The sequence below is a fragment of the Streptomyces albireticuli genome, assembly GCF_002192455.1.
Lineage (GTDB): Bacteria > Actinomycetota > Actinomycetes > Streptomycetales > Streptomycetaceae > Streptomyces > Streptomyces albireticuli_B.
On sequence record NZ_CP021744.1, the window covers coordinates 224,081 to 249,153 of the forward strand.

Consider the following 25,073-nt stretch of genomic DNA (forward strand, 5'->3'; position numbering starts at 1 on the left):
GAGCGTGGGGCCCACGGTGAGTTACTGGTGGAGCGCGAGGGCCGGCCCCCCGAACCCACGAGCATGCGGTGGTGGCTCCGGGAGCCCGGCGCCGTGGCGCCGACCGACCTCCGCGCCCTGGACGTGATCGAGGAAGGCCCGGTGCTCGACATCGGGTATTCCACCGGCCGGCATCTGGAACGCCTCATGGCCCGCGGGATCGACGCCGAGGGCATCGACCTGCTGGAGGCCGCGGTGGAACAGGCGGTGCGCCACGGCTGCCGTGTGCGGCTCGCCGACCTGTGGACCTTCCGACCCGCCCGCGCCTACCGCCATCTGTTGCTGATGGGGAACAACATCGGCCTCGCCGGGCGGCTCTCGCGGCTCCCGGCGCTGCTCGACAGGCTGGCCGGACTACTGGCCCCCGGAGGCAGTGTCCTGGTGTCGGGGAAGGACCAGCGCGGCGGCCCGGACCTGCCGGGCAGGGCGGACTGGACGGCGAGCGGAGAGCGCCCCTATCCGGGCGACCGCCGGATCCGGCACCTGTACGCCGGGCAGACGGGCCCCTGGTTCCCCTGGCTCGACGTGGACCCGGACACCCTGGCGGCGCGGGCGGCGGACAGAGGGTTCGAGACCCACGTCGAAGCGGACGCGGACGGCCGGTTCCTGGCCACGCTGCGCCTGCGGCCGCGGACTTGAGGGGCGCCGGTGGAGACGTACGACGTCGTGGTCGTCGGCCTGGGCGCGGCGGGCAGCAGCACCGTGCGTCATCTGGCGGCGGCCGGGATGCGCGTCCTGGGCCTCGAACGGTTCGGCCCCGCGCACGCCAACGGATCGAGCCACGGAGGCACGCGCATCGTGCGTCGCGCCTACGCGGAAGGAGCCGTGTTCGTGCCCCTGCTGCTCCGCGCCCACGAGCTGTGGGAGGAGCTCTCCCACGCCACCGGGCGTGCCGTGTGGCGGCGGACCGGTGTGCTGATCACGGGCCGGAAGGACAGTGAGGCGGTGGTGCGCACCGCCGAGTGCGCGCGCCGTTTCGCGCTGGAGCACCACATGCTGGACGCCGAGGGCATCCGGCGGCTGTCGGTGCCCGGCGCCCGGGTGCCGGACGAGGCGGTCGCCTGCTACGACCCGATGGCGGGTCTCGTCCACGCGGAGGAGGCCCTGCTCCTGCACCACAGGCTGGCGCGGGAGGACGGGGCCCGGCTCCAATTCCACGAGCCGATGGTGCGGTTCACCGCCGGGCGCTCGGGGCTGACGGTGGAGACCCCTCGGGGCCGTTACTCGACGGGGCACCTGGTGCTCTGCCCCGGTTCGTGGAGCACGCGCCTGCTGCCCGGGGTGACCGTGCCCGTCCAGGCACAGCGGCAGGTCCAGCACTGGTTCGCGCTGCGTCCCGACACTGCGCACCACTTCGCGCCGGACCGCTTCCCCGTCCACATCTGGCAGGCCCCCGGCATCTTCTTCGCCATGCCCGCCGTCGACGGGCCGGTCGGCGGCGTCAAGTGCAGCCAGGAGGCCGATTCCGCCCCCTGCGACCCGGACGCCGTGGACCGGCGGGTGCGGCGGGACGAGATCGAACGGTCGGCGGCCGAGCTGCGCCGCTACCTTCCCGGGCAGACCGGCCGCTGGATGCGGAGCACGGTGTGCACCTACCCGCGCACCCCCGACAATCATTTCGTCCTGGGCCGGGCGCCCGGCCACGAGGCCGTCACCCTCGTCACGGGACTGGGCGGCCACGGCTTCAAGTTCATGCCCGTGCTCGGGGAAGTCGTCCTCGGCCTGCTGACCGGCGGCGGCCGGTTCACCGCGGAGCAGCTACGACCCTTCGCGCCGGACCGGACCTATGTCTCAGATCCCCGCGCCGGGGCACAGACACCGCCCCCGGCCGGGGAGCGGCGGGCTCGGGTCTCCCGTCCGCCCCACGGCGACCGGCCCGTCCACGCGGGCTGGAGCGCCGCCGAGCGCCGCGTCTGGCGGGACCTGGAGCGCGGCCCCGAGGTCGGGCGTGCCGACATCCCCGAGCGGTGCGACCCGGCACCCGACGGGCTGCGTATCCCCCTGCCCACGACACCTACCGGTTCGGCGGTGACCGAGGTGCTGCGGCGGCGCCGTTCCCGCCGTGACATGACCGGCCCCTTGCCGCTCTCCGCCCTCGCCGGCGTACTCACCGGTCTGTTCCGTAAGGTCAAGGAGCCGGCGCCGAGCAGCCCGACGTGCGGGGGCACCGGCAGCCTCACCCCGTACCTGCTGGCGAACGACGTCACCGGGCTCGAAGCGGGGCTCTACGCCTGCGCCGACGGGAGTGAGCTGATCAGCCACCCCACCTCCCCCGCCTGGCGGCGGTCCGTGAACGACCGCGTCAACGGCTACCTGCGGCGCGACCCGGCCGCCGGCCACCCTCCGGTCGTCCTGCTGTGGCAGGCCGACTGGGTGCGGATCATGGCCCGTTACCCCGCAGGCGGGCTCCTGGCCGTCTTCTGGGACGCCGGTGCCGCCGTGCAGAGCGCCTACCTCCTGACCGAGGAGCAGGGGCTGGCGGGCTGCGCCTGCGCGGGACTGCCCCGCACCGACGAGATCAGGGAACTCGGCTGGGACCCGGACAGCCACGCGTTCGCGGCGGCCTTCGCCATGGGCCTACGGCAGTCACCGCCGTGACACCCCGGCCCTCGTCTCTCCCCCCCCCGCCCTCCCCTGCCGACCAGGAGTACCGGCCGGCTCCGGGGGTTCCACAGATCAGGACGACACAGGTATGAGTCAACTTCTTCACCGGATCCTCTCGGGACTGGGGCGCGACCCGCGCGGCGAAGCCCTGGTTCACGAAAATCGCCGTCTCACCCATGGCGAAGTGCTCGACATGATCCACCGCTTCGCCCACGTGCTCGCCCGAGCGGGTATCGGCCCGGGCAGGACCGTGGCCACCTTGCACCTCATCTCCCCCGAAGCGGTGGCCCTGCGCCTGGCGGTACAGCTGCTCGGCGGCTGCTACGTCCCCCTTTCCACCAGGGTTCCCGTACCGGCACTGGTGGCCCTCGCCCGGACGGCCGGGGCGACGGACCTCGTCTTCGCTCCCACTTGCGACGCGAACGCCAGGGCCGTGCGGGACGCCCTGGACCCGCGGCACGTGCTGTCCCTCGGGCCGGCCGACCACGGCCAGGACCTGCTCGCCGCGGCGGCCCGCGCACCGGCCCGAGCCGTCCCGCCCGGCGGCCGGGAGACCGACCCCGCGCTGATCATGTGCACCAGCGGCTCCACCGGCCTGCCCAAGACACCGGTCCACACCTTCGCGGGCCTCACGGCGCAACAGCACATGGACCGGTGGCTGCGCCGCGACATCCCCGACGGACCCACCCGCCGCTTCCTCCACCACGCCAGGGACATGCTCTCCCCCGAGGTCGAGCACGTGATCTGGACGCTGGCCGCGGGAGGTTCGGCCGTACTGCTGGGCGACGTCGGCCCCTCGCGGGTGATCGAGGCGCTCGATCGTGAACGCGTCACGCATCTGTACTGCATGCCCCGGCTGCTGGAAGAGCTCACAGCGGAAATCGGCGGTGATCCCGCCGGAGCGGCTCGGTATCCGCACCTGCGCCAGGTGGAGTACGGTAGCGCGCCGGCCGACCGCGCCATCGTCGGGGAGGCGCTGGACGCTTTCGGTCCGCGGCTCGTCCAGGTCTACGCCTCCAGCGAGACGGCCTACGTCACCACCCTGGGCACGGATGAGCACACTCCTGGCCTGTGGGGCTCGGTGGGCAAGCCGCTCCCCGGGGTCACCGTCCGTATCGGGGACGAGGAGGCGGGTGCGGCCGGCTCTACCGATGAAGGTGACATCTGGGTCCGCTCCCCCGCGGCGATGACGGAGTACCGAGGCAATCCGGTGCTGACGGCGTCGTCCTTCAGGGGAGGCTGGTTCCGCACGGGCGACCGTGGCCGCGTCGACTCCGCCGGGTACCTCCGCCTCACCGGCCGCGAGAGCAACAAGATCATCGTGGCCAGTGGGCTGTGCGTCTACGCCCACGACGTCGAAGCCGTCCTCGCCTCGCACCCCGGCGTGCGCCAGGCCTCCGTCTTCGGCGTCCCCGACGCACGCCTCCACGAGACGGTCCACGCGGCCGTCGTACGCGCAGACGGGGCGACGACCGGCGCGCACGAACTGACGGACTACGTCCGGAACACCATGGGCGAGCGGTACACGCCGAGCGATATCCGCTTCCTGCCAGAACTGCCACTGACCCGCAAAGGCCAGCCGGACCGCTCGGCTCTGCGCGACGCCATACGGCGGCGTTAGGCGTGTGCGGCGGATCCTGTCCCCGTCCGGGCGGGCTCCGCCCCCTCGAACCCCGGCTCGCCGGGCCGCCAGGCCCTCAGAGTTCCTGGGGCTTTTCCGGCACCCGGTCGGCGACGTCACTCCGAGGCACGTGGGTGTACTGCGGCACCGGCGGGTAGCCGTTGAAGCTCACCAAGGTGCTGGTCGAGCGATAGGCGCCCGTCGACCAGATCACGCCCCGGTCGCCGGGGGCCAGGGCCAACGGTGCGTGGTAGACGTTGTCGGCGGTGAAGGTGTCCAGCGAGTCACAGGTAGGGCCGCACAGCGTGACGGGCCGTGTGGCGGCGCCTTCCGGGTGGCCGGGAAAGGTGACGCGGTATTCGATGCCGCCGAGGTTGTCCAGGAGGCCGGCGTTGTACAGCCCGGTGTCGAGGACGACATAGGTGCCACAAGAGCGGTCGACGACGGCTTTCACCGAGGTGACGGTGATGCCCGCGTCGGCCACCACGGCCCTTCCCGGTTCGAGAACGAGCCGCGGCTGGTGGGGGTGGGGGAAGTGGTGGTCGACCGCGGTGAGGATGACGTGGGCGTACGCCTCCACCGGTGACACGTCGGTGCGGTAGGTGCCGGGGAGGCCGCCGCCGAGGTTGAGGTGCTCCACCGTGAGGCCGTGGCGCCGTAACCGGTCGGTGAGTCAAACGCCGTGAAGGGCGTGGGGCGCAGCCGGTCGGTGCGGACCGGGTCAGCCACGGGCTGGGCGTTGTCATGTCTCCCTCCCCCGTCGGCGGGCTACGGCCGGCGGTGGGCTGACGTCATGTGCCGTGGTGGGTGCGCGCCGCGCGAAGGTATTGGCGCAGCAGATCGACCGACCGGGTCTCGATCGCCGCCGGGTCGAGGAACTGGGGGTCGACCATCTCCGGCGGCAAGGCGACCGGGTCCTCCAGGCTTTCGTAGAAGGTGCGGATCCGTTCGCGTGCCCATTCTTCGAGGGGGGTGCTGTCGAGCCACCACGGCATACGCGTCCCTTGGTCGTGCATGGTGTCCGCGGCATGCCGCGCGGTGTCGTCGACGGCCTCGGGGACGGACATCGTCTCGATGGGCATGCGTTCGGGGGCGAAGTGGGCGAACGGGCTGTCCCTCTCCGCCGCGGTGCCCCGCAGGAGCACCGCGGCGAGGTGACGGGCGATAGCCGGGCTGCTGTGGAAGCCGTCGCGGTAGGTACCGGTGGCGAAGAGGAGGCCGGGGACGGAGCACGGCCCGATGAGGGGGTAGCAGTCCAGGGGAATCGGGCGGGTGCCGATCATCCACCTGCGCACGTAGGCGACGGCGAGAGCCTGGTCGACCTGTTCGGACGCCTGTCGCATCATGGTCTGCGCCAGACCGAGGTGGACGCCGGGTGCGGGATCGAAGCTGATGACGTTGGTCGCGCCGATGTACTGCTCGTCCTCCGCTGCCAGGGGCACCACGTGCAGGCCGCAGGTGCCGGCCCGGTTGGGTGTGCGGATCACGTGGCGGCCCCGGGGCCCGGTGTTCGCCCGCTTCACCGTCACCGCGAGGCCGGTGCCGTGCAGCATGGGCGGAACGGCGCCCGGGGGCAGCACCTGGCGCGCGAGAGCACCGCTGGCCACGCCCGCAGCCAGCACCACCGCGTCGGCCGACACTTCCCGGCCGTCCTCCAGGGCCCCCCTGACACCGCGCCGCCTGATGCCCGCAGCAGCGAACGCACGGTGGCGGGCACCAGCTTCACGCTCCGCTCACGTGCTGCCCGTTCGAGAGCGGCGACCAGCGCCCGCCCGTCCACGGCGCCCTCGCGACGGAGGTGCAGGACGCGCAGCGGCCTCTGGCCCAGGCGGGGTGAAAGACCGGCTACGTCCTCGGGAGCCACCAACGAGACTCCTGTACCGGCGGGATGAGACGTCGAGCTCGCCTCTCCTCAACGGCACGGGAGCCTCGTGCGCTGCGGACACCACCACCCTCACCCGATCAGCGGCCACGCTCAAAGAGCTCACTGCTTCTTGTCGTTCACCTCCTGCGCGGGCGGGGTGTCGTTCGTGCCCGGGGTGGGCTTGCCCGGAGCATCGTGGTGCGTCTTGTCGTCCTTCGGGACCTCCACCTTGGTCTTGGAGACGAATGCCTTGCCGTTCTGTGCACCGCACGTCGCCTTTTCGGCATCGGTCATCGGCCGGGTCTTGACGACCACGGCGTTCTTGACGCCGTCCGTGTCATTGGGTGCCGGGCTGGTGACGGTGTCGTTCCAGTACCAGTTGTAGTGGCCCCAGTGCGTGTGCTTGTACCAGAGATTCCACCGCCCCTTGACTTCCTGCATAGCCTGGGCCCGGGAAATCCAGCCGACCTCACCGGGCTTGACGGTCATACCCATGCTGCCGCCGTCCGAATGCTCGGTGCTCCACGAATGTCCGTACTTCGCGGTGACGCTGAGGTCGACAATTCCGGCGAGCTTCCCGCCGGCCGTGATGGAGACCTCCGCCGAGTCGGTCGTCCCCACCTTGTCGGACCAGTTCAGGCCCTGGGTGGCGTCCGAGGTGCTGCAGTTGTAGAGCGTGTCCGACACCTGGTGGAAATTTCCCAGGTATGCCTTTTGGATCTCTGGGTTGAGGAACTCGCAGCTGCTGACATCGGAGCCGCTGGCGCACGAAGCCATGACGTCGGCCACAGTGGGTCCGTCAGCGGCTGTGGCGGGGAGGGCGGCGGCGCCCACCGCCGTGGCCGCGGCCGCGGCCACGAGCAGAACGCGGCCCCTCTTTCCCATCCGGAAGTTCGCCATATCGATACCTCTGGCCTTTCAGTCGTCCGGAACATTCCGTTCCTTATTCCGCACGACCACAGTGCCGTGCGGACCCGCGAAGGGAACACCAAAATTCGGCAAAGGCATGGCGAGGTGACCCGATTCACCAATCAGTACAAGCGATCGGAATTTTCTACAGCAGAAATAGAATTCCCCTATTTGCATGGACAACTCGAATCCACCTCCCTGCCTTCACCGGTCCGGCCGACGCGGCGGCACTCGGTGACCGGTTCGGGGCACGGATCCTGGCACAAGAATTTGCACGGTCCGTGCGAAGCGGATCAGGCCGACGCCGGACGTCTCACCGCCCGTCCGCACCCCCTGGGGTGCGGGTGAGTTCAGGTGACCGAAGCGGGCCGGACACCGCACGGTGCGCGGCCGCCAATCGGAACGCTTGATCGCTCGGGGAGTCCAGGACGAAGGCGCGCCAACTCCAGCTGAGATTAGCCCCTTTGCGAGGCCAGGAGCGGTAGGGTTTGCCGCGTGACGCATCAGCCCTGACTCGGGTCAGCTCGCCGCGGTCGGGGCCCCATCCGGGGGTCTCGGGCGGGGCCGGTGTCTCTGCCGTGTCCGAGGGCCCCTCGTGGGGCCTCGCAAACGGCGAGTCTCCGAATCCCGAGGAGAGGCGCACGTATGGTGCGACACAGGAGGCCGAAACCGCCGTTCGACTGGGGTCGGATCAAGCGCGGAGCGGCGGCAGCAGCACCCTGGGCGGAGCTGCTGGCCGCCGTCACCGGGCTGATCTGGGCCGGCAAGAACTGACCCTCGGGGCCTACTCCCAATAGGCCCCGTACGGCCAGCTCCTTCGGCGCCCGTCGCGGGTCCAGCCCCGCGGCGGGCTTTCCCATGTCCACGATAGCGATACTTGCGCACCAGCGGGCGGTCAACGGTGGTCGTGGTCGGCTCATCAGCACGCCGCTTCCCCGGCCAGTTCCTGGACGCGGTGGCGGGCGCAGACGCTGCGGGTCGGCCACGCCGCGCGTCGGCAGGGCACCTCAGAAGGGCCCCGCCGCGACGTGCCCGGCTGGGCTCAACTCCACCAACAACGCGGGCGGCACGGTCACCAACTGCCAGGGCCTGCGCCGCGGGACCGAGAGCCCGCATCGGGCCGCCGATCCCAGTAGTTGCTCCTCGGGTCGAGTGCGCCCCGTGTTGGGGGCCGCCGACCGAGGCGGCACACCGCTGCGGCATCGTTCCCCGGCACCTTCCCGCTGGTACTCCGGTCCGATCGAGAGCCGGGGCAGCCACATAATTCTGTGGAATCAGTGCTCGTCAAGTCTCACGAGTAGACGGCCTTCCTTGCTGGATCACATCCCGGTGGAGCCGTCGATGCATTCGCGCAAGAGATCGGCGTGGCCGTTGTGTCGTGCGTACTCAGCGATCATGTCCACCATGATCCTTCGCAGTGAGATCGGCTCGCCGGTCCCCTTGCGGATCCCAGTTTTATCCAGCGATGCGGCAGCGGCCGTGATCTGCCTGGAGTGCTCGCACTCCGTCCGCCAGACGGCGAAGGCTTCCTCGACGTCACCGTCCAGGCTGTCGAAGTCCTGGTCGGGGTCATCGTCGGAGTAGTAGAGCATCGGAACGTTCTCGCCCGCGAACTGGATGCGGAACCACCAGCGCTCGACGCAGGCCAGATGCCGCACCATGCCGTGCAGGGACAAGCCGGACGGTGGCACCGCCCGTTCGGACAACTGCTCCGGAGACAGGCCGGCGCACTTGTGCTCGAAGGTGGCCCGGTGCCAGTCCAAGACCGCGCCCAAGGTTTCCCTTTCGCCACCGACGTCGGGCGGGGTCGGGCGGGTGTCGTTGTGCCACCGGGGCGCATAGTGCTTGGGGGCCGCTGTGTCGGTCATCGTCTGCCTTCCGGGCCGGGAATGGACCGAGTCTGACAGGCACCACTGACATCGGGACTGATCTGCGGGGTTGTCGCTTGACGTCGATGACGGGCAACACTGCGGTGATGAGGGGAACACTCATCGTCGGCGTGATGCTTCACAGCCGCCGGACGCGCAGCACGCCGGTCAGCATCGGGAGAGTGAACTCGCCGCAGGCGGTCTCCGGTCCACTCGCGAGGAAGGCGCGGATCCGGCCCAGCGTGGCCTCTTGTTCCTGCTCCGGCATGACCAACACCCCCGCGCGCGTCGCGATGGTGGCGACGAGAGAGTCCGCGGTGCGGCGCTGCCCGTGCGGGAACTCGGCCTGCTCCGGTGAGCCGAACCGGGCGGCCACGCCAGTCTTCGGAAGGTGCATGCAGGCCGTCTCGGCGCGCCAGCTGGTGGGCGTGTCACGCGGGCCGATGGCCGCGCTCCCGCTGACCCGCGCGAGCCCGGCAACCCACTCGACCTGGTCGTCCATAACGTTCCACAGGCCGGCCAGGATCCCGCTGGGTGCGAGGACCCTGGCGATCTCGGGCCCCGCGACGTCCATGTCGAACCAATGCATCGCATTGCCGGCCAGCACGGCATCGATGGACCCGTCCGGCAGCGGTACCGCCTCGGCGCTACCCGACAGGGCACGGACACCCGGCAGCGAGCGGCGCAGCTCGTTCAGCATCGCCGGATCGGGTTCGACCGCGATGACCTCGGCACCCAGCGCGACCAGCGTGGCGGTCAGCTTGCCGGTTCCGGCGCCGAGGTCGAGCACGCGCGGGCCGGGCGCGGGTTCGAGCGCCCAGCGCACCGCGGCCCGCGCGTAGTCCGGACGGTGCTCGGCGTATGCGACCGCCGCTGCGCCGAACGACGAGGCGTGAAGCAGCCGTTCATCCTGGTCCACGCGGTCACCGTATCGGTGCTGCTGGCGGTGGGCTACCCCGCATCAACACTTCGGCGGCGGCCACCCGATGACGCTACTAGCCTCGCGCTGACCTGCGAGGTACCTCCGGTTGTGCGGGAACGAGTGCCTCGACAATCCGCACTCTCGCTGGTCACAGGCACCGCCTACGCGAACTCGACACGGAACTCGCCGCCACGGAACCCGGGCGGCCACAGAAAACCCGCGAGCGGATACGTGCGACCTCGGACTCGTGACGATCCTCGACGACGTGCTGCTGCTGTGGTCGGCGGAGGGCCGGTGCCCGTCCTCGACGAGCGGCATGCCGGCCGACATCAGTTACCGTCCGCTGCCGGCCTGACAGCCCGGCCTCACTTCAGATGTCGGGTGAAGAACTGGGCCGCGGCGTCCCCCGCGAACTGCGGGACGCCGGTGTGCCCGCCGAGATGGGCGTGCAGGGACTTCTCCTTGGAGCCGAAGGAGTCGAACAGGTCCAGGGCCGCCCGCCGGTCGTTCCCTTCGTCGTCCCACTGCAACAGGACGTGCAGTGGAATGGTGACCTGCCGGGCCTCCTCGAACAGGACGCGAGGCACGAAGCTCCCGGCGAACAGAACAGCGGCCGAGACGCGAGGCTCGACCACCGCCAGCCGGATGCCGATGGAGATCACTCCCCCCGAGTACCCGACCGGGCCACCGATCCCGGGCAGCGGAAGGAGGGAGTCCAGGGCTGCTTGCCATTCCGGGACCGCCTGGTCGACCAGCGGGAGGATGAGGGCGTCGACGATCTCGTCGCTGACCGGCTCGCCGGCCCCCATCGCCCGGCGCAGGTCGGCGCCGGCCTGCTCGATGGCGGGCCAACGGGGCCGGTCGCCGCTTCCGGGGAGCTCGATGGTGGCCGTGGCGAAGCCCTCCGCCGCGGAGTGCTGGGCCCGGGCCACCAGCCGGGGGTACATCCTGCGCAGCCCGAGGGGAGGGTGGCCGAGCAGGATCAGCGGCGCCGGTGCGGATGCGGATGCCGATGCGGGTGTCCACAGGATGCCGGGGATCTCACCGAGGATGAATTCGCGTTCGAGGACGCCGTCGTCGAGCCGCTTCTCGGAAGTGAAATGCATGGTCGTGCCTTTCAGGAGTGCACTGGAACGGCGCTCCCGGACGACCTGCCTATCGCCCGACCGTGACCCCGGAGGGGAGCACCCATGTCGATACTGCGTTCACGGGTACCACCTCCTCGATCTCTCGCACGGCCTCCGAAAACGTAGCAGTGCTCGCCCTCGTCCGCCAACAGTTTGTTGCGGAGCCTTCGCGGCCGGATGCCACGGAAGCGCTACGCAGGGCTACTTGGGGAGTCGCCGCGACTTCCTGAGTGGCGCCCCCCCTACCGGGTGCGCTCCGGCTGGTCGTCGGCGCCGTCCTGCCGGTGACGAAGCACGTCCCAGGGTCGCCGGGCGGGTGGGCTCAGGCGAGGCCCGACGCGATGGCCCGGCGGACGGCGTCGGCGCGGTCCTTGATGTTCGCCTTGGCGAACAGGTTGTTGATGTGCGTCTTGACCGTGGCCTCGCTGATGAACAGCTTCTCGGCGATCGCCCGGTTCGGCAGGCCCTGGCCGATCAGGGTGAGCACCTCGCGTTCGCGGGGCGTGAGATCCCGGGGCAGCGGCTGTACGGGCGCCGGGGGCTTCGTACGGACGGTGGCGAGGAGCCGGTCCTGCACCTCGCGATCGAGGACGGACTGTCCCGCGGCGGCGGCGCGGATCGCGCGGACGATGTCCTGGCGCCCCGCGTTCTTGGTCAGGTAACCCCGCGCCCCGGCGCTCAGCGCGGCCAGGATCGAATCGTCGTCGGCGAAGGTGGTCAGCACGACCACCGCCACCTCCGGGTGCTCCTCCGTCAGCCGCCGGGTCGCCTCGGTGCCGTCCATCACGGGCATGCGCAGATCCATCAGGACCACGTCCACGGGCCCCGACGCCACCGCCGCGAGCACCTCGGTCCCGTCGGCCGCCGCGGCGACGACCTCGATGCCCTCGGACAGGCCGAGGACCGCGGCCAGCGGCTCGCGCACCGCCGCCTGGTCGTCGGCCACGACCACCTTCAACCGCCGTACGTCCCGCGTGCTTTCACTCATCCCGGGATCCCTGCCTCCACCTGCCACCCGCCCGCGTCCGGTCCTTCGGTGACCGGGCCCGCGGTGATCGTCCCTTCCAGCAGGGCGACCCGCTCGCGCATGCCGATCAGGCCCATCCCGCTGCCGGCGCCCGTGCCCACCGTACGGGTCGCCGGACCGTTGCGGATGTTCAGTGTCGTCGACGCGGCGCCGAACGTCAGCTTCACGCGTACCTTGCCACCGGGCGCGTGCCGGGCCGCGTTGGTCAGCGACTCCTGGGCGATCCGCAGCAGGTTCTGGGCCACGCGGGAGGGGACCTCGCGGACGGTCCCGGCAACGGTGAGCGCGTCGCGGTGGCCGGAGGTGTCCAGCATCGCGGTGAGGGTCTCGACAAGCGGCAGCGCGTCCTCGCGCAGCGCGTGCACGGTCCACTGCGCCTGCTTCAGGCTCTCCTTGACCATGCTGTGCGCCTTCTGGTTCGCCTCGCGGACCCGGTCCAGGTCGCCGGTGTCGATCAGCGCGTCCGCCAGCTCCAGCTGCATGTTGATGCCCGCCAGGGAGTGGGCCAGGACGTCGTGGACGTCACGGGCGATCCGGCTCCGTTCGGTCAGGACGGCGGTCCTGGCCTCGGCCCGCGCCGCCCGTTCCGCCGACTCGGCCGCCGAGATGGCCGCGACGAAGGCCCGCCGGCGGCTGCGGTTGAGGATGCCGACCAGGACGGGAGCACCGGTGGTCAGGCCCAGCGTCCACGGCAACAGGTTGTGGCCGGGGCCGAGGCGGAAGTACAGGACGCCGCCGCACAGCACACTGCACAGGGCCGCCAGGGTGAGCGACTGCCGGGGTTCGAGGCGGACCCCGATGTGACCGACGAGGAAGTACGCGAAGAGATAGCCGGACCCGGTGCTGCTGACGCCGATCAGGGCCGCCGCCGCCACGACACCCAGGGTCAGCCAGACCAGGGCGAGGCGCGGCGGAATCCACTCCTCCGGCAGGTGCCGTGCCGCCAGGGCGACGGAGTTGACCAGGAGCAGGACGGCCACCGCCGGCCCCCGGCCGCTCAGGCCCAGCGGCCGGACCGTCCAGAGCGCCGCGACGATGACGAGGACGGTCAGGGCCCGCTGGACCCAGGGGTCCTGACCGGGAACCGGCCGGGGGCCGGCCCCCTGGTGCGGGGTCGGCCCGTGATCCGGGACGCTCTGGGCTGCTTCAGGCACGGCGCGACCATAGCCCACGGTCAGGCCGTACGGTCGAGGACGGGCGCGGGACGCGTCGCCACGGCGGCGGACCGCTGGTGGGCGGCCATCCGACTGCGGACGAAGATCGTGGCGAGTCGCGTGACGACCTCGGTGAGCGCCATCAGGACGAAGGCCGCGACCCACGCCTGGTCGCTGGTGATGTGGTGCGTGACGCTGAACCGGGCGACGTCGTCGGCGCCACCGTTCTCCACCCACACCTGGAAGCCCATGCGGGCACCCATGCCGACGACCCACAGGATCGCGGAGACCGCGCCCGCCTTGATCAGCAGGTGCTCACCGGCGACGCGGATGCGGGTGTAGACGCCACCCGCGACGCCGAGCGCGGCGCCCACGGCCATCAGTGCGCCGATGAGCACGAGGTCGTTGCCCGCCGTGGGGACGGTGTCGAGGTAGGTATGGGCCACGAAGGCCACGATCCCGAGCGGGATGAGGAAGGTCTTCAGGTCGAGCCGGCCTTCCCGCAGCTGCCGGAAGACGACGAGGACGAGGGCGATGTCGGTGATCCAGTCGGTCGTTGTCATGCCTCAAGCCTGCTGATCCCGCGCCTTCCGCGCCTGGACCCGTGGGTGGAACAACAGGTGGAGATGGAGAACCGCGCCCCTCCACCCCCGTCCGGGGAGGGGGCGCCGCATGTGACGAAGGCCGGCAGGTGGCCCGGCCGGCGTCCGTCGCCGCCGACCCGTGGCGGAGACCCTTTCGGCCCGTCAGGGCTGGTCGGCGAGGAGGCCGGCTCGTTCGGCGAGGAGGGCCGCCTGGAGGCGGCGCTGCACCCCGAGCTTGCGCAGCACGACTCGTACGTGGTCCTTGACCGTGCCCAGGCCCAGGTGCAGCTGACGGCCGATGTCCGTGTTGGGCAGCCCCTGGGCCAGCAGGATCAGGACCTGCCGCTCCCGGGGCGAGAGCCGGGCGAGGGCGGCTGCGGTCTCGGTCCGGCCGGCGTCCGAGAGGAAGGCGCTGACGACCGGTGCGCTGACGCCGGCGGACATCACGGTCCAGCCCTGTGCGAGGAAGCGCACCAAGGGGCGAGGCGGTCGGGCGGTGTGTCCTTGCGTACGTAGCCGACCGCGCCCGCGGCCAGCGCCGTGGCCACGTGTTCGGGGTTGCCGGAGGCGGACAGGATGCAGACGGCCGGTCGCTCGATCACCGAGTCGCACCCGGCGGTCAGTGTGGGGGCGTCAGTGTCGCGGTCCAGTGGATCCTGGCGGCTCCCCGTTTCGGACCTCAGCGCCGGGCAAGCGCCAGCACGCTCAGGCCGAACATCAAGACACCCAAGGGGAGATGGACCGACGGGACGTGCGCGATGCCGAGGACGACCTGTACCGAGGCGAGTACGAGGAATCCTGACGCGTGCCAGACAGGCCGGGGCGAACCGCCGCCCGGCTTCCACGCCAGCACCGCCGCGAGCACGTACAGCATCGACGCCCCGTACATCACACGGGCTCCGACACTGTGCAGTGTCTCGCCGTAGGACGAGGTCAGCAGCATTCCGGCGGAGACCGCCTGAAGGAAGATGGTCACGGTCTGCAAGGCGATCGCTGTCTTCAGCAACGAGGAAACGCGCGGTGCGTTCGCCGTCGTCGTCACCTGGGTGGCCATATCACAGTCCTCTTCTCCGCCCTCGGGCAGCAGGTCGATAAAGTCTCACCAGCCCGACGACGCGGGCCTGCGAAAGGTAAGGCGGGAGGGGGCCGGACGCATGGGGACTGCCGGGGCCGGGGCTGAGGGGACAGCCGGCGAGCGACGCCAGCTGATCAATGTCGCTTACCGGCTGCTCGGCTCGCTGACCGAGGCCGAGGACGCCGTACAGGACGCCTACGCACGCTGGTACGGGCTGCCACGAAGCCGGCAGGAGGAGATCCTGTCCCCCGGCGCATGGCTGACGACCGTGACCAGCCGTATCTGCCTGGACCTGCTCGGCTCGGCTCGGGCCCGCCGTGAACGCTACGTCGGCGCGTGGCTGCCCGAGCCGCTGCCCGACCGCACCGAGTGGGGCCCATCAGGCGGCTCCGGTCCCGCCTACCGCGCGGACCCGGCCGACCAGATCGTTCTGGACGAGTCGGTGGCCATGGCCTTCCTCGTCGTCCTGGAGTCGATGACACCCGCCGAGCGGGTGGCGATCGTCCTGCACGACGTCTTCCGGTACCCGTTCGCCGAGATCGCCGACGTTCTCCATCGCACCCCCGCGGCCTGCAAACAGCTGGCGGCCTCCGCCCGGAAGCGGGTGAGCGCCGCGCCCGCTCCGACGCCGGCCACCAGCCGGGCGGACGTGGTGAGGCAGGTCAAAGAGGCATGGGAGGACAAGGACATCGCAGCCCTCGTCGCTCTCCTCAACCCGGCCGCCGTGATGACCGCCGACGGCGGCGGCATGGCCGGCACCATCCCGCGCCCGCTCAAGGGCGGCACGCGCATCGCCCAGTACATGGTCGCCATGGCCGACAAGGCCCCGGGGCTCGAACTCCTGGAGCGGTCGGTCAACGGCGCGCCGGGGCTGGTGGCCCGAAGAGCCGGCATCGTCATGACCGTGGCCTCCTTCGACTTCTCCGACGGGCGCGTCACCCGGATCTGGGTGGTCCGCAACCCGGAGAAGCTACGACCTTGGGCGGAGGCGGGTCGGCCCGTGGCCGGCTGATGGGGCGCTGATCCGAAAGGGCGATGCCGCGTAGGCGCCCGAAGAGGCTGCGCTCGAAGCGTTGGCGGCCCGGGAGAGGTGTCCCGGTTCGCCGCATCGGCGGGGTGTCCGCGACGACTCGCGTAGCGATCCGGAGGCTGGAAGAGGACCGGCTGTGGCCAGGAGCTGTGGCCGATTGCCGGTGGTGGAGGACGTATTGATGTGACTCGTTCGAGGTATGTGGACCCTCGATCCCGGCCACAATCGGACCCAGCTCGGCGGGCCCGACGCGCCGCTCCTCCCCGAGGAGAGCATCCCAGCCGTCGTCGACGTCCTCGAAACGCAGGCCGGTGCCCCCGGTTTGCAGTTCCTGGATCGCCGCGGCGAGACCGTCCCGTGGTAGGGCTCCACACCCAAGCGCCGGGGCCGTGCTTCCCCCTCGCCCTGTCGGCATACCTCGCAGAACCGGAACCCTCCCGTACCGAGCCGGCTCTCACGGCGGGCGGCATTCCCCGATGAGGCCGCGGTTCGAAATCCCGTTGCCGCCGGAAGCGGCCGCATACGATCCTCCTGGCATGGATCTCGCACAGCAGGTGATCGAACTGGACGACCTGACGCTGCGCCGTTTCGACGGCGAGACGGACCTCCCGGAGCTCCTCCGCGTCATCGAGGAGTCCTTGGAGCACCTGCGTCCGTGGATGGCCTGGGTCGCGGAGCACAGTCCGGCGACGACCGGCGACTTGCTGATCCGTCACGGGGAGTGCTGGGCGAGCGGTGAGGAGTTCACCTACGTGATCGTGCTGGACGGCGCGATCGTCGGCCTCTGCTGGCTCCTGCGGCGCGAGGACGATCCCGGCAACGGACGCGAGATCGGCTACTGGCTGCACCCCGCCGCCACCGGCCGCGGGGTGGCCACCCGGGCCGCCCGCGCTCTGGTCGCGCAAGCCTTCCGTCTCCGCGGCGTGGACCACGTCGAGGTCGTCCACGACCTGGCCAACCGCGCCAGCGGCGCCGTCCCGGCCCGCCTCGGCTTCACCGAACACCTGCGCCGCCCCGCCGAGCGCCTCGCCCCGGCCGAGACCGGCGAGGACCAGGTCTGGCGGCTGACCCGCCATCAGGCGGACCACCTTGCCGCACAGGCCCGCTGACCGGCTGCCCAACGCGGGTCGGCCTGTGCCTGGTCGACCCGAGACGGTGTACACCCGACGCCGGCCGGTCACGGCGCACTCACGGCGGCCCAGCTGCGCGTGAACGGGCTGTGCCTTCACCCACCCAGACCCGGCTCAAGGCCGAAGCCGCCGAGCGGATGGCGGCCTGCCTCGGCACGGGCGGGCTCGGGTTTCCGCTGATCGGCTACTTGGCTGGACAACAGGCGCAGCGCGTCGGCCGAGGCGGTGTCGTTGGGTGTGTAGACCTCCAGCCGGTGGTCAGGGCTCTCGGGCTGGAGCCACACCTGATAGTCGATGTCGAGGTTGCCGACGGTCGGGTGCCGCAGGTGCATGGTGCCCACGGTGCAGTCCGCGACGTCGCCCTTGGCCCACAGCTGGGCGAAGTCCGGGCTTCGCATGGCGAGCTCGCCGATCAGTTCGGCCAGCCGGGCGTCGGTGGGATACCGGCCCGCGGTGAGCCGTAGGTAGGCCACGTGGACCCGGGCGAGTTCCTCCCAGTTCCGGTGGAGGTCTTGGGTGAGGGAGTCGAGGAAGAACATCCGGGGGACGGACGGCCGTCGCGCGGGGTCGTGGGGCGCCGTGAAGTCGACGTGCTCCGCGACGAGGGCGTGTCCGGTGCGGTTCCAGGCCAGCACGTCGCCGCGGCGGCCGAGCACGACGGCCGGCGTGCCGTCTCCCAGGGACGCCAGGAGCGAGAGCACCCGTTGGTGCGGCCGTTCCGGGCGGGGGCGTACCAGGCGTGATGTGGTGGGCTGACGGGCGAGGTTGTGCAGGTGGGCGGTCTCGGCCGGATCGAGCCGGAGCACGTTGGCGAGCGCGTCGAGGACCTGCTGGGAGGCGGTACCGGCTTGGCCTTGCTCCAGGCGCGTGTAGTAGCCGGCGCTCACGCCGGCGAGCTGGGCGAGCTCCTCGCGGCGCAGGCCCGGCACCCGGCGGGCGGTGCCGTAGGTGCGCAGTCCGACGTCGGCGGGCGTGACCCGGTGGCGGCGGGTCTTGAGGTAGGCCCCGAGGCTCTCCAGTTGCATGACTCCGAGCGTAGGTGCTGCGGTCCGTGGCTGGGTGCCCCTGCGAGGTGTACCCATGACGTGGGGATGGTTGCCGGGCCGACCGGTGTCGCACCGTCGGAGGCATGAATGCACAGTGTGTTTCTCACTCCCCCGGTCTGCGGGCGTGGCTCGGCCTGCTGGTGGTACTCGGCCCGGTGCTGCTGGTCGCGATGGACGGCTCGGTCCTGTTCCTGGCGATGACCGAGATCTCCGAGGCGCTGTCGCCGACCGCCGGTCAGGCGTTGTGGATCCTGGACGCCTACGGATTCGCCGTCGGGTCCCTGCTCGTCGCGTTCGGGAACATCGGCGACCGGTACGGGCGGCTGAAGCTTCTGATGACCGGCACGGCGGTGTTCGGCGCGGCCTCGGCGGGGGCGGCGTTCGCCCCTGGGCCGGAGCTGCTGATCGCCTTCCGGGCGCTGATGGGTGTGGCGGGTGCCACGCTGCTGCCGTCGGCGCTGGCGGTACTCAGCGAACTGTTCCCGGACCCTCGCCACCGGGCGAGAGCGATCGGGATCTTCGCTGCCACCTTTGCCGCCGGCTTCGCGATCGGCCCGGTCGTCGGCGGTCAGTTGCTGAACGGCTTCTGGTGGGGGTCGGTCTTCCTCCTCAATCTCCCCGTCGTCGTGCTCTTCCTGGCCCTGGCCCCGGTTCTGCTCCGCGAGGTACGTACCGCGCGCACCGGCCGCGTCGACGTCCTGAGCGTGGCGCTCTCGGCCGCAGGCATCCTGCTGACCGTCTACGCGGTCAAGCAGGCTGCCGCGGAGGGGGTGACCGCGGCCCCTGTGGCCGCAGGCGCCGTCGGCGTCGTCGCCCTGGGGTGGTTCACCCGGCGGCAACTCCGCCTTGAGCATCCCCTGATCGACTTGGGTCTCTTCCGCGACCGGGTGTTCACGATCGCGGCCGTCACCGGTCTGCTGCCGCTGGCCGCATGGTCGGCGATGGCCTACCTCGGTGGCATCTACCTCCAGTCCGTCCTTGGGCTGACGGTCCTGGACGCGGCTCTCGTCGCGCTCCCGGGCGCGGCTGTGCTCACCGTCACCTGCGTCGTCACACCGGCGCTGGTCGCGCGTACCGGCACGCGGGCGGCGTTCATCAGCTGCCACGTCTTCATCGCCGCGGGTCTGTTCCTGCTGCTGCTCACCGGCGTGTCCGGTGGTGTCGGCTGGTACGTGGCGTCCACCGTCGTCGCCGGTCTCGGCTACGGCATCTCCTTCAGCGTCGTCGCCGATACCGTGGTGGCCGCGGTTCCCGCGGAACGCGCCGGGTCCGCCGCGGCGATCGCCGAGACCAGCAATGAGATCGGCAACGCCCTCGGCATCGCGCTCCTCGGCTCGCTGGCCGCCCTGGTCTTCCGGCTCCAGGGGCCCGGCGTCGCCGGGACCCTCAACGAGACATTGCGGGTCCCCGGTCTCACCGCCGCGGTCATCGGCGACGCGAAGTCGGCCTTCGTCACCGGTCTGCACATCGCCGCCCTGATCGGGGGCATCCTCCACGTCGCACTCGGTGTCTTCGCCCTGCGGCACCTGCCGAGGGCCTCCACCAGCACCGACGACGCCGGTCCGGGCACGGGCTCCCTGGCCGGGAACACCGCCGAAGCGGGCAGCGTCCGATGACCCGCGCCGACTCCACGCTCAGATGGAGGGGCCGACGACGCCTCGTCGAGTGATGCCGGACCCGGCCGATCGCCCACGGTCACTGCCGGCGACGCCCCTCGGTCTATCAGGCGAGCGTCCCGCCCGCGTTCCGGATCAGCTTCTGAAGCACCTTCATCGTGACGACGTAGTCAGCGTCGTCGATGCCCTCGTGGAGGGCGGCGCGGATCGCGGGGGCGTTGCGCGCGAGGTCGACGCGGGCCTGCTCCCCCTCCTCGGTGAGCCACAGCCGCTCCTCGGCGTCCTGGGTCAGCCAGCCGCGCTCCAGGAGCACCGCGGCCTCCGCCGCCAGGTCGTCCTCGGACCGTATGTAGGAAGCCATGGCCTCACGCAGCTCGGGCAGGGTCATCCCCTCGCCGTCGGGCGAGATGTCGTTCGCCGACAGGTTGCGCAGCAGCCAGAGCTGGGGCTGGGTGTAGCCCTTCGCGGTCATCTGTTCCCGGGTGAACGCGATGAGCGCCTCGTAGGCGAGACCGGTCCAGTACGCGGCGGGCTGCCCGGCGAGTTCGGCGTCGGAGATCTGCTGGGGCGTCATGGGATGTCCCCTCCTGGTCTTTCGGTTCGGAGCCTGCGTGCCGTGCAGGTCATGCGGAGAGCGTATGACCTCAAGTGCGGTTGAGGACAAGTATGTGATCTTCCGGACGACGCCGGCGCAGGACCCGGAAGCCCTGTCGCCGTCACGTCCTCCCGTGTGCCGGAGCGGACTCCAGCCCGAGGTTCTCGGATCATGTCGGCGTGGGCGCCCCCCGTCGGCGAGGCCAGCAGGTGGTCGGCGATCAGCCCGGCGGCGTGCGCGAGGGTGGTCGACACGATGTACGAACCGGCGCGGATCACCTTCGTCGACGAGGTGCCGCTGACGGACGCGGGCAAGCCGGACCGGACGCCGCTGCGATCGCGCGCTGCGCAGGCTTACGAAGTCAGCCGGAGGTAACGACTCTGGGCCGGGCGGCGGACAGGACGACGGAGTCGAGCGGCGCGCGGCCGTCGCCTCCCGGCCCGTACCCGCCCGCACAAGGTAGGTTCCGCAGCCGCGGAAGGCGAGGCCGTGTCAGTGCTCCTGAGGCCGGCCGTCTTCCGGATGCGCCTCCAGGTCCGGGTCCGGGCCCTCCCGGTATTCCGGGCAGTCGGGGTTGTGGCAGCGGCGGGGGGTCCACACGGGCACGAAGATTCCGAGGGTCTTGCGCCGCCTCTTGATCGTCATGGCCAGGGGCTGCTTGCAGACCGGGCAGAGAACCTCTCCCTGGGGACCGGTCTCGCGCTGGACTTTACTCATTCTTTAACCATAGATCCTGTGGTCGGAACAAGGGGGGACGCGGGACAGCGGCCGCCGATCAGCGCGCCGTGCGGGGCGGATCGTCCGGTTCCTGATCCTGCCGTGCGCGGGCGTCACCGTCGGGCCCGAGGGGCTCGGGGGGTGTCGCGTCGGGCGCCGGGGCCGCCGTCCCGTCCGGTGCGGCGGCGTGGGGTGGGACGGGTCGCCGCAGGCTGAGGATCACGGACGCGGCCAGGACCACGACGATGACCGCGAGGCTGACGGGTGAGGGGATCTCCGGGATGCCGGGGCTGATCATCTTGTGGGACGCCTGGAGGATGAGCTTGACGCCGATGAAGGCGAGGATGATCGCCAGGCCCTTGCTCAGGTAGTGGAAGCGGTCCAGGAGCCCGGCGAGCATGAAGTACAGGGCTCGCAGGCCGAGAATGGCGAAGGCGTTGCTGGTGTAGACGATGAAGGCGTCGTCGCTGACGGCGAGGACGGCGGGGACGCTGTCGACGGCGAAGATCAGGTCGGCGGCCTCGATCGCGGCGACCACCGCGAGAAGCGGGGTGGCCGTACGCTTGCCCGCTTCCATGACGAAGAACTTCATGCCGGCGTACTCGTCCCGGACCGGCATGATCTTGCGGAGCAGTCGTACGGCGAGGCTTTTGCCCGGGTCGAAGCTTTCCTCCTCGTCCTTGAGGAGCTTGTAGGTGCTGTAGAAGAGGACCGCGGCGAAGGCGAACAGCACGGCGGTGAAGCGGCTGACCACGGCGACGCCGAGGGCGAGGAAGACAGCGCGGAAGACCAGGGCGCCGATGACGCCGAAGAAGAGCACGCGGTGCTGGTAGGCGCGGGGCACCTTGAAATAGGCGAAGATCACCGCGAAGACGAAGAGGTTGTCGACCGACAGGCTCTTCTCCAGCAGCCACGCGGTGGTGTACTCGGTCCCGGCCGTCGTGCCGAGGACGAGGAAGACGACCACGGCGAAGGCCAGGGCGAGGCCCACCCACAGGCCGCTCCAGGCCGCGGCCTCCTTGAAGCCGATGACGTGTGCCTTGCGGTGGGCCAGCAGGTCCACGGCCAGCGACACCACCACCGTCGCGGCGAACACCATCCAGAGCCAGAACGGAACCTCGAGCACGCTGGTCACTTCCTTGACGGTCCACGCTCACAAGCGGACCTATGAGGAGTTTTCGGTATTTTGCCTCACCAGGCGGCCCAGGGACGGGGATCTGGGCCGTGTCCCGCCGCCGGCGGCCGGTCCGCATTCGCCGGCTCGCCGGCGTAAGGCGACGGAATGCGTCCTGGAGCGTCGCCCAGCGGTGCCGGCCACGGTGCACCGGGGCTCCGCCGGTGCACCGTGTGAGCGCCTCGCGACCAGGGTTTCATGAGCGGGTGCGACAACCGCCGAGCCCTCGCAGGGGAGCTCGTACGTCAGGCCGTACGCGGTGGATACCGTCTCACCAGCGTGTCGGGGACCACCCGGCGCGGCGCGTAGATCATGACGCGGTCACCGCCTCCGGGTGCCTGACCCGCACCGCTTCCGTGCCCTTCCCGTTGTGGCGCGCCGCCCAGTTCTCCAGGGCGGCGCGGCAGGCGTGGTCGAGGTGGCGGACCTGTGAGAGGTCCAGTTCGATCGGGCGGTTCTGCGGCAGGGCCTCCAGGGTTTCCAGGAGGCGGGGCAGGCGCAGGAAGGTGGCGAATCCCGAGACGGCGACGACGATGCGGCCGTGGGCCGGCTCGCGGACGTCGAGGTGGAGGGTGGAGCTCTCCCAGGCCGACTTGACGACGGCGAGCAGCAGCCCCAGCACGACGCCCTCGAACATGCTGGTGGTGACGATGGCGACGGCCGTGGTGCCCAGGATGACGGCCTCGCCGCGGTGCTCGCGCCACAGCGGAAGGATTTCCTTGAACGGCACGAGCTTGCAGCCGGCGTGGACCAGTACGCCCGCGAGGGCGGCCAGCGGGATGATGCCGATCGCCGCCGGGAGCAGCACGGCGAACAGCAGCAGCCACGCGCCGTGCAGGATGCGGGAGAGTTTGGTCTTGGCGCCCGCCTGGACGTTGGCGGAGCTGCGGACGATGACGGCGGTCATGGGCAGGGCGCCGAGGATGCCGCAGACGGTGTTGCCGATGCCCTGCGCCATGAGTTCTTTGTCGTAGTGGGTGCGCGGGCCGTGGTGCATGCGGTCGACCGCGGCGGCGCTGAAGAGGGACTCCGCCGAGGCGATGAGGGTGAAGGCCAGGACCGTGCCGAGGACGCCGATCCCGCCGAGAGTGGTGAGGTCGTTGAGAGCCGGCGGCTGGATGGCGTCGGCCAGGCCCTTCACCTGCACGTTGGCGATGTCGAGGCCGCCGAGGGCCGTGACGGCCGTGGCCAGGGCTACGGCCGCCAGCGGGCCGGGCAGCACCTGGGCCTTTGCCGGGAGCTTCTTCCACAGGACGAGTACGGCGATGGTGCCCGCCCCGACCGCGAAGGCGGTCAGGGCCGTGCGGTTCGTGGCGATGTCCCCGATCAGGGCCGGGATGCCGAGGATCTTGTCCACACCGGAGCGGGGCTGCTTGACGCCCGCCATGGTGTAGAGCTGTCCGAAGACCAGGACGAGTCCGATGCCGGCGAGCATGCCTTGGACGACGGCCACGGAGATCGCCCGGAACCAGCGGCCGAAGCGCACGGCGCCCAGAGCGATCTGGGCCAGGCCGGTGGCCAGGACGATCGCTCCGAGGACACCGAGGCCGAATTCCTGGACCGCTTCGAAGACCAGGACGGTCAGCCCCGCGGCGGGGCCGCTGACCTGGAGGCTGCTGCCGGGCATCGCGCCGACGACGAGGCCGCCGACGATGCCGGTGATCAGCCCGAGTTCGGCGGGCACCCCCGAGGCGACGGCCACACCCACGCACAAGGGCAGGGCCACCAGGAACACGACGAGGGAGGCCAGGACGTCGCGCCGGACGCTTACGGGATCTTTGATGAGGGTGGGGAGCATGATGGGGTTCCTCGCACGGCGGAAGGCAGGCTCTGGAGCGGTGGCGTGTGGGACGGGTGGCGGCAGGTCACAGCGGGCGGAACCACTCGTCGCCGCTGTGGTATTCGCTGACCAGGCCGGTGTGCACCTCGTAGTACCAGGCGTGCACCGACAGCGTCCCGTCCTCGAGCCGCTCCCGCACACACGGGTACGCGCGCAGCCGCTCCACCTGCGCCACCGCATGGCCCTGCACCGCCTCCGCCACGTCGGGCGAGCAGGCCACCGCCTCCCGCGCGGGCCGCGGCGCGGCCCGCTCCAGCCAGCCCCGTACCGCCGGGGCGGCGGACAGGTCGTCCCCGCGTACCAGGGCGCCCACCGCGCCGCAGTGCGAATGCCCGCACACGACGATGTCGCGGACGCCCAGCACCCGGACCGCGTACTCGATGGTGGCCATCTCGCCGGCCGGGACATCGGTGCGGTACTCGGGGACGATGTTGCCCGCCGTGCGCAGTTCGAACAGTTCCCCCGGGCGGGCTCCGGTGATCAGCGCGGGCACCACCCGCGAGTCGGAGCAGGTGATGAACAGCGCCTGCGGGCTCTGGCCCGCCTCCAGGACGCGGAACTCATCAGCCCGCTCAGCCACGTGCGTGGAGAAGGAACGTGCGCTTTCTACCAGGGACTTCATGGTGGCCTCCCTCCTGCGCCCGCCGAGTACGGGGAGCGCGGTGTGTTCAAGGTCATCACTGGGTTGGTGTGTCAGCGGTCGGCAGGGCATGACCACTGACGGCTCGTCATGTCGCCTTCGACGTGACGGAGCGGTTGTCCGGCCGGTACTTCGCTCGCCGCTACGGGACGGAGCGCGCCCTCACCGCTTGGTGAGCGATCGTGAACACGGAACGTCCGGGAACGGCCGCACCCCTCGGTGTCCGCCGTCAGGTGGAACCCTCCGTGGATCCATCAGCACTACTCCCCCGAGTGACATGACCGGTCGGCCGTACGTCATGTGTGCCGCTGCCTCAGGGCGGGCGCGCCAACAGCCGAGCCAGCTCAGACGACTGCGACCGCCCCTTTACCCGGAGATTACCTTACGGCCGCAGCTTATGAGACAGTCAACTAATGCTTTTGAAAGGGTAATTGGCGCCAGGCGCGCAACACACGCCCCCGGGCGCACGCCCCTTGAGACAGGCCGGACCA

General features: G+C 70.9%; 24 protein-coding genes and 3 pseudogenes. 8 read left to right on the top strand and 19 right to left on the bottom strand.

The window, feature by feature from the left end; genetic code table 11:
• The first annotated feature begins 63 nt into the window (after positions 1 to 63).
• The 3 genes from SMD11_RS01000 to SMD11_RS01010 all read left to right on the top strand — a co-directional run bounded on the left by SMD11_RS01000 (position 64) and on the right by SMD11_RS01010 (position 4,264).
• Positions 64 to 678 (top strand): class I SAM-dependent methyltransferase, encoded by a 615-nt coding sequence (locus tag SMD11_RS01000; RefSeq protein WP_159395166.1) that lies wholly within the window; start codon positions 64 to 66, stop codon positions 676 to 678.
• 9 nt (positions 679 to 687) lie between these two features.
• Positions 688 to 2,637, top strand: a complete 1,950-nt coding sequence (gene solA / locus SMD11_RS01005) for an N-methyl-L-tryptophan oxidase (protein WP_087924579.1) — start codon at positions 688 to 690, stop codon at positions 2,635 to 2,637.
• A 94-nt stretch (positions 2,638 to 2,731) separates the two neighbouring features.
• Entirely contained in the window at positions 2,732 to 4,264 is a 1,533-nt protein-coding gene (locus tag SMD11_RS01010) for a class I adenylate-forming enzyme family protein (RefSeq protein WP_087924580.1), read from the top strand.
• 76 nt (positions 4,265 to 4,340) lie between these two features.
• Here the strand turns inward: SMD11_RS01010 and SMD11_RS01015 are convergent, their stop codons facing one another.
• From SMD11_RS01015 to SMD11_RS01025, 4 genes and pseudogenes are all read right to left on the bottom strand, one after another.
• Positions 4,341 to 4,751 (bottom strand): hypothetical protein, encoded by a 411-nt coding sequence (locus SMD11_RS01015; RefSeq protein ID WP_324614797.1) that lies wholly within the window; start codon positions 4,749 to 4,751, stop codon positions 4,341 to 4,343.
• Positions 4,752 to 4,754: 3 nt separating this feature from the next.
• Positions 4,755 to 4,922: pseudogene (locus tag SMD11_RS36775) on the bottom strand (hypothetical protein); the annotation flags it as partial.
• 133 nt (positions 4,923 to 5,055) lie between these two features.
• Positions 5,056 to 5,973 (bottom strand): annotated as a pseudogene (locus SMD11_RS01020) (NAD(P)/FAD-dependent oxidoreductase); the annotation flags it as partial.
• Between the two features lie 275 nt (positions 5,974 to 6,248).
• Positions 6,249 to 7,028 (bottom strand): hypothetical protein, encoded by a 780-nt coding sequence (locus SMD11_RS01025; RefSeq protein WP_199843774.1) that lies wholly within the window; start codon positions 7,026 to 7,028, stop codon positions 6,249 to 6,251.
• 654 nt (positions 7,029 to 7,682) lie between these two features.
• On the opposite strand from SMD11_RS01025, the gene SMD11_RS36780 reads away from it, so the two are divergent.
• Positions 7,683 to 7,811, top strand: a complete 129-nt coding sequence (locus tag SMD11_RS36780; RefSeq protein WP_267896791.1) for a hypothetical protein — start codon at positions 7,683 to 7,685, stop codon at positions 7,809 to 7,811.
• 545 nt (positions 7,812 to 8,356) lie between these two features.
• On the opposite strand, the gene SMD11_RS01030 is transcribed toward SMD11_RS36780, so the two are convergent.
• The 9 genes from SMD11_RS01030 to SMD11_RS01065 form a co-directional block, all read right to left on the bottom strand.
• Positions 8,357 to 8,905 (bottom strand): DinB family protein, encoded by a 549-nt coding sequence (locus SMD11_RS01030; protein ID WP_087924583.1) that lies wholly within the window; start codon positions 8,903 to 8,905, stop codon positions 8,357 to 8,359.
• Positions 8,906 to 9,044: 139 nt separating this feature from the next.
• Entirely contained in the window at positions 9,045 to 9,824 is a 780-nt protein-coding gene (locus SMD11_RS01035; RefSeq protein ID WP_087924584.1) for a class I SAM-dependent methyltransferase, read from the bottom strand.
• A 368-nt stretch (positions 9,825 to 10,192) separates the two neighbouring features.
• Complete coding sequence (locus SMD11_RS01040; protein WP_087924585.1) at positions 10,193 to 10,933, bottom strand: alpha/beta hydrolase; 741 nt, start codon at positions 10,931 to 10,933, stop codon at positions 10,193 to 10,195.
• Between the two features lie 343 nt (positions 10,934 to 11,276).
• Positions 11,277 to 11,942: a response regulator transcription factor gene (locus tag SMD11_RS01045; protein WP_087924586.1), complete on the bottom strand. Its 666-nt coding sequence runs from the start codon at positions 11,940 to 11,942 to the stop codon at positions 11,277 to 11,279.
• Entirely contained in the window at positions 11,939 to 13,135 is a 1,197-nt protein-coding gene (locus tag SMD11_RS01050; protein ID WP_234365833.1) for a sensor histidine kinase, read from the bottom strand. Before SMD11_RS01050 ends, SMD11_RS01045 begins: the two co-directional genes overlap by 4 nt.
• A gap of 20 nt (positions 13,136 to 13,155) precedes the next feature.
• The gene (locus SMD11_RS01055) at positions 13,156 to 13,698 is read right to left on the bottom strand and encodes a hypothetical protein (RefSeq protein WP_087924588.1); all 543 of its coding nucleotides are present in this window, start codon (positions 13,696 to 13,698) and stop codon (positions 13,156 to 13,158) included.
• 183 nt (positions 13,699 to 13,881) lie between these two features.
• A complete protein-coding gene (locus SMD11_RS01060; protein ID WP_087924589.1) occupies positions 13,882 to 14,193 on the bottom strand; it encodes a response regulator transcription factor in 312 nt (103 codons plus the stop codon).
• Positions 14,163 to 14,321 carry a hypothetical protein gene (locus SMD11_RS35225; RefSeq protein WP_159395168.1) on the bottom strand — a complete coding sequence of 53 codons (159 nt, stop codon included), beginning with the start codon at positions 14,319 to 14,321 and terminating at the stop codon, positions 14,163 to 14,165. The genes SMD11_RS01060 and SMD11_RS35225 overlap by 31 nt, the downstream gene beginning before the upstream one ends.
• A 77-nt stretch (positions 14,322 to 14,398) precedes the next feature.
• Entirely contained in the window at positions 14,399 to 14,773 is a 375-nt protein-coding gene (locus tag SMD11_RS01065) for a hypothetical protein (RefSeq protein WP_087924590.1), read from the bottom strand.
• 100 nt (positions 14,774 to 14,873) lie between these two features.
• On the opposite strand from SMD11_RS01065, the gene sigJ reads away from it, so the two are divergent.
• The 3 genes and pseudogenes from sigJ (at position 14,874) to SMD11_RS01080 (ending at position 16,933) form a co-directional block, all read left to right on the top strand.
• Entirely contained in the window at positions 14,874 to 15,806 is a 933-nt protein-coding gene (gene sigJ / locus SMD11_RS01070) for an RNA polymerase sigma factor SigJ (protein WP_087924591.1), read from the top strand.
• A 226-nt stretch (positions 15,807 to 16,032) separates the two neighbouring features.
• Positions 16,033 to 16,188: pseudogene (locus SMD11_RS36130) on the top strand (3-oxoacyl-ACP reductase); the annotation flags it as partial.
• Between the two features lie 172 nt (positions 16,189 to 16,360).
• The gene (locus SMD11_RS01080) at positions 16,361 to 16,933 is read left to right on the top strand and encodes a GNAT family N-acetyltransferase (protein ID WP_087924592.1); all 573 of its coding nucleotides are present in this window, start codon (positions 16,361 to 16,363) and stop codon (positions 16,931 to 16,933) included.
• 116 nt (positions 16,934 to 17,049) lie between these two features.
• Here SMD11_RS01080 and SMD11_RS01085 read toward each other — a convergent pair whose 3' ends face one another.
• Positions 17,050 to 17,979 carry a helix-turn-helix transcriptional regulator gene (locus SMD11_RS01085; RefSeq protein WP_087924593.1) on the bottom strand — a complete coding sequence of 310 codons (930 nt, stop codon included), beginning with the start codon at positions 17,977 to 17,979 and terminating at the stop codon, positions 17,050 to 17,052.
• A 104-nt stretch (positions 17,980 to 18,083) separates the two neighbouring features.
• On the opposite strand from SMD11_RS01085, the gene SMD11_RS01090 reads away from it, so the two are divergent.
• Positions 18,084 to 19,616 (top strand): MFS transporter, encoded by a 1,533-nt coding sequence (locus tag SMD11_RS01090; RefSeq protein WP_087924594.1) that lies wholly within the window; start codon positions 18,084 to 18,086, stop codon positions 19,614 to 19,616.
• 106 nt (positions 19,617 to 19,722) lie between these two features.
• Here SMD11_RS01090 and SMD11_RS01095 read toward each other — a convergent pair whose 3' ends face one another.
• The 5 genes from SMD11_RS01095 to SMD11_RS01120 form a co-directional block, all read right to left on the bottom strand.
• Positions 19,723 to 20,190: a transposase gene (locus SMD11_RS01095; protein ID WP_087924595.1), complete on the bottom strand. Its 468-nt coding sequence runs from the start codon at positions 20,188 to 20,190 to the stop codon at positions 19,723 to 19,725.
• A 513-nt stretch (positions 20,191 to 20,703) separates the two neighbouring features.
• A complete protein-coding gene (locus SMD11_RS01105; protein WP_087924597.1) occupies positions 20,704 to 20,928 on the bottom strand; it encodes a hypothetical protein in 225 nt (74 codons plus the stop codon).
• 58 nt (positions 20,929 to 20,986) lie between these two features.
• Positions 20,987 to 22,054: a TerC family protein gene (locus tag SMD11_RS01110; RefSeq protein ID WP_087924598.1), complete on the bottom strand. Its 1,068-nt coding sequence runs from the start codon at positions 22,052 to 22,054 to the stop codon at positions 20,987 to 20,989.
• A 358-nt stretch (positions 22,055 to 22,412) separates the two neighbouring features.
• Positions 22,413 to 23,900: a SulP family inorganic anion transporter gene (locus SMD11_RS01115; protein WP_087924599.1), complete on the bottom strand. Its 1,488-nt coding sequence runs from the start codon at positions 23,898 to 23,900 to the stop codon at positions 22,413 to 22,415.
• Positions 23,901 to 23,967: 67 nt separating this feature from the next.
• The gene (locus SMD11_RS01120; RefSeq protein ID WP_087924600.1) at positions 23,968 to 24,564 is read right to left on the bottom strand and encodes a carbonic anhydrase; all 597 of its coding nucleotides are present in this window, start codon (positions 24,562 to 24,564) and stop codon (positions 23,968 to 23,970) included.
• Positions 24,565 to 25,073 lie beyond the last annotated feature (509 nt).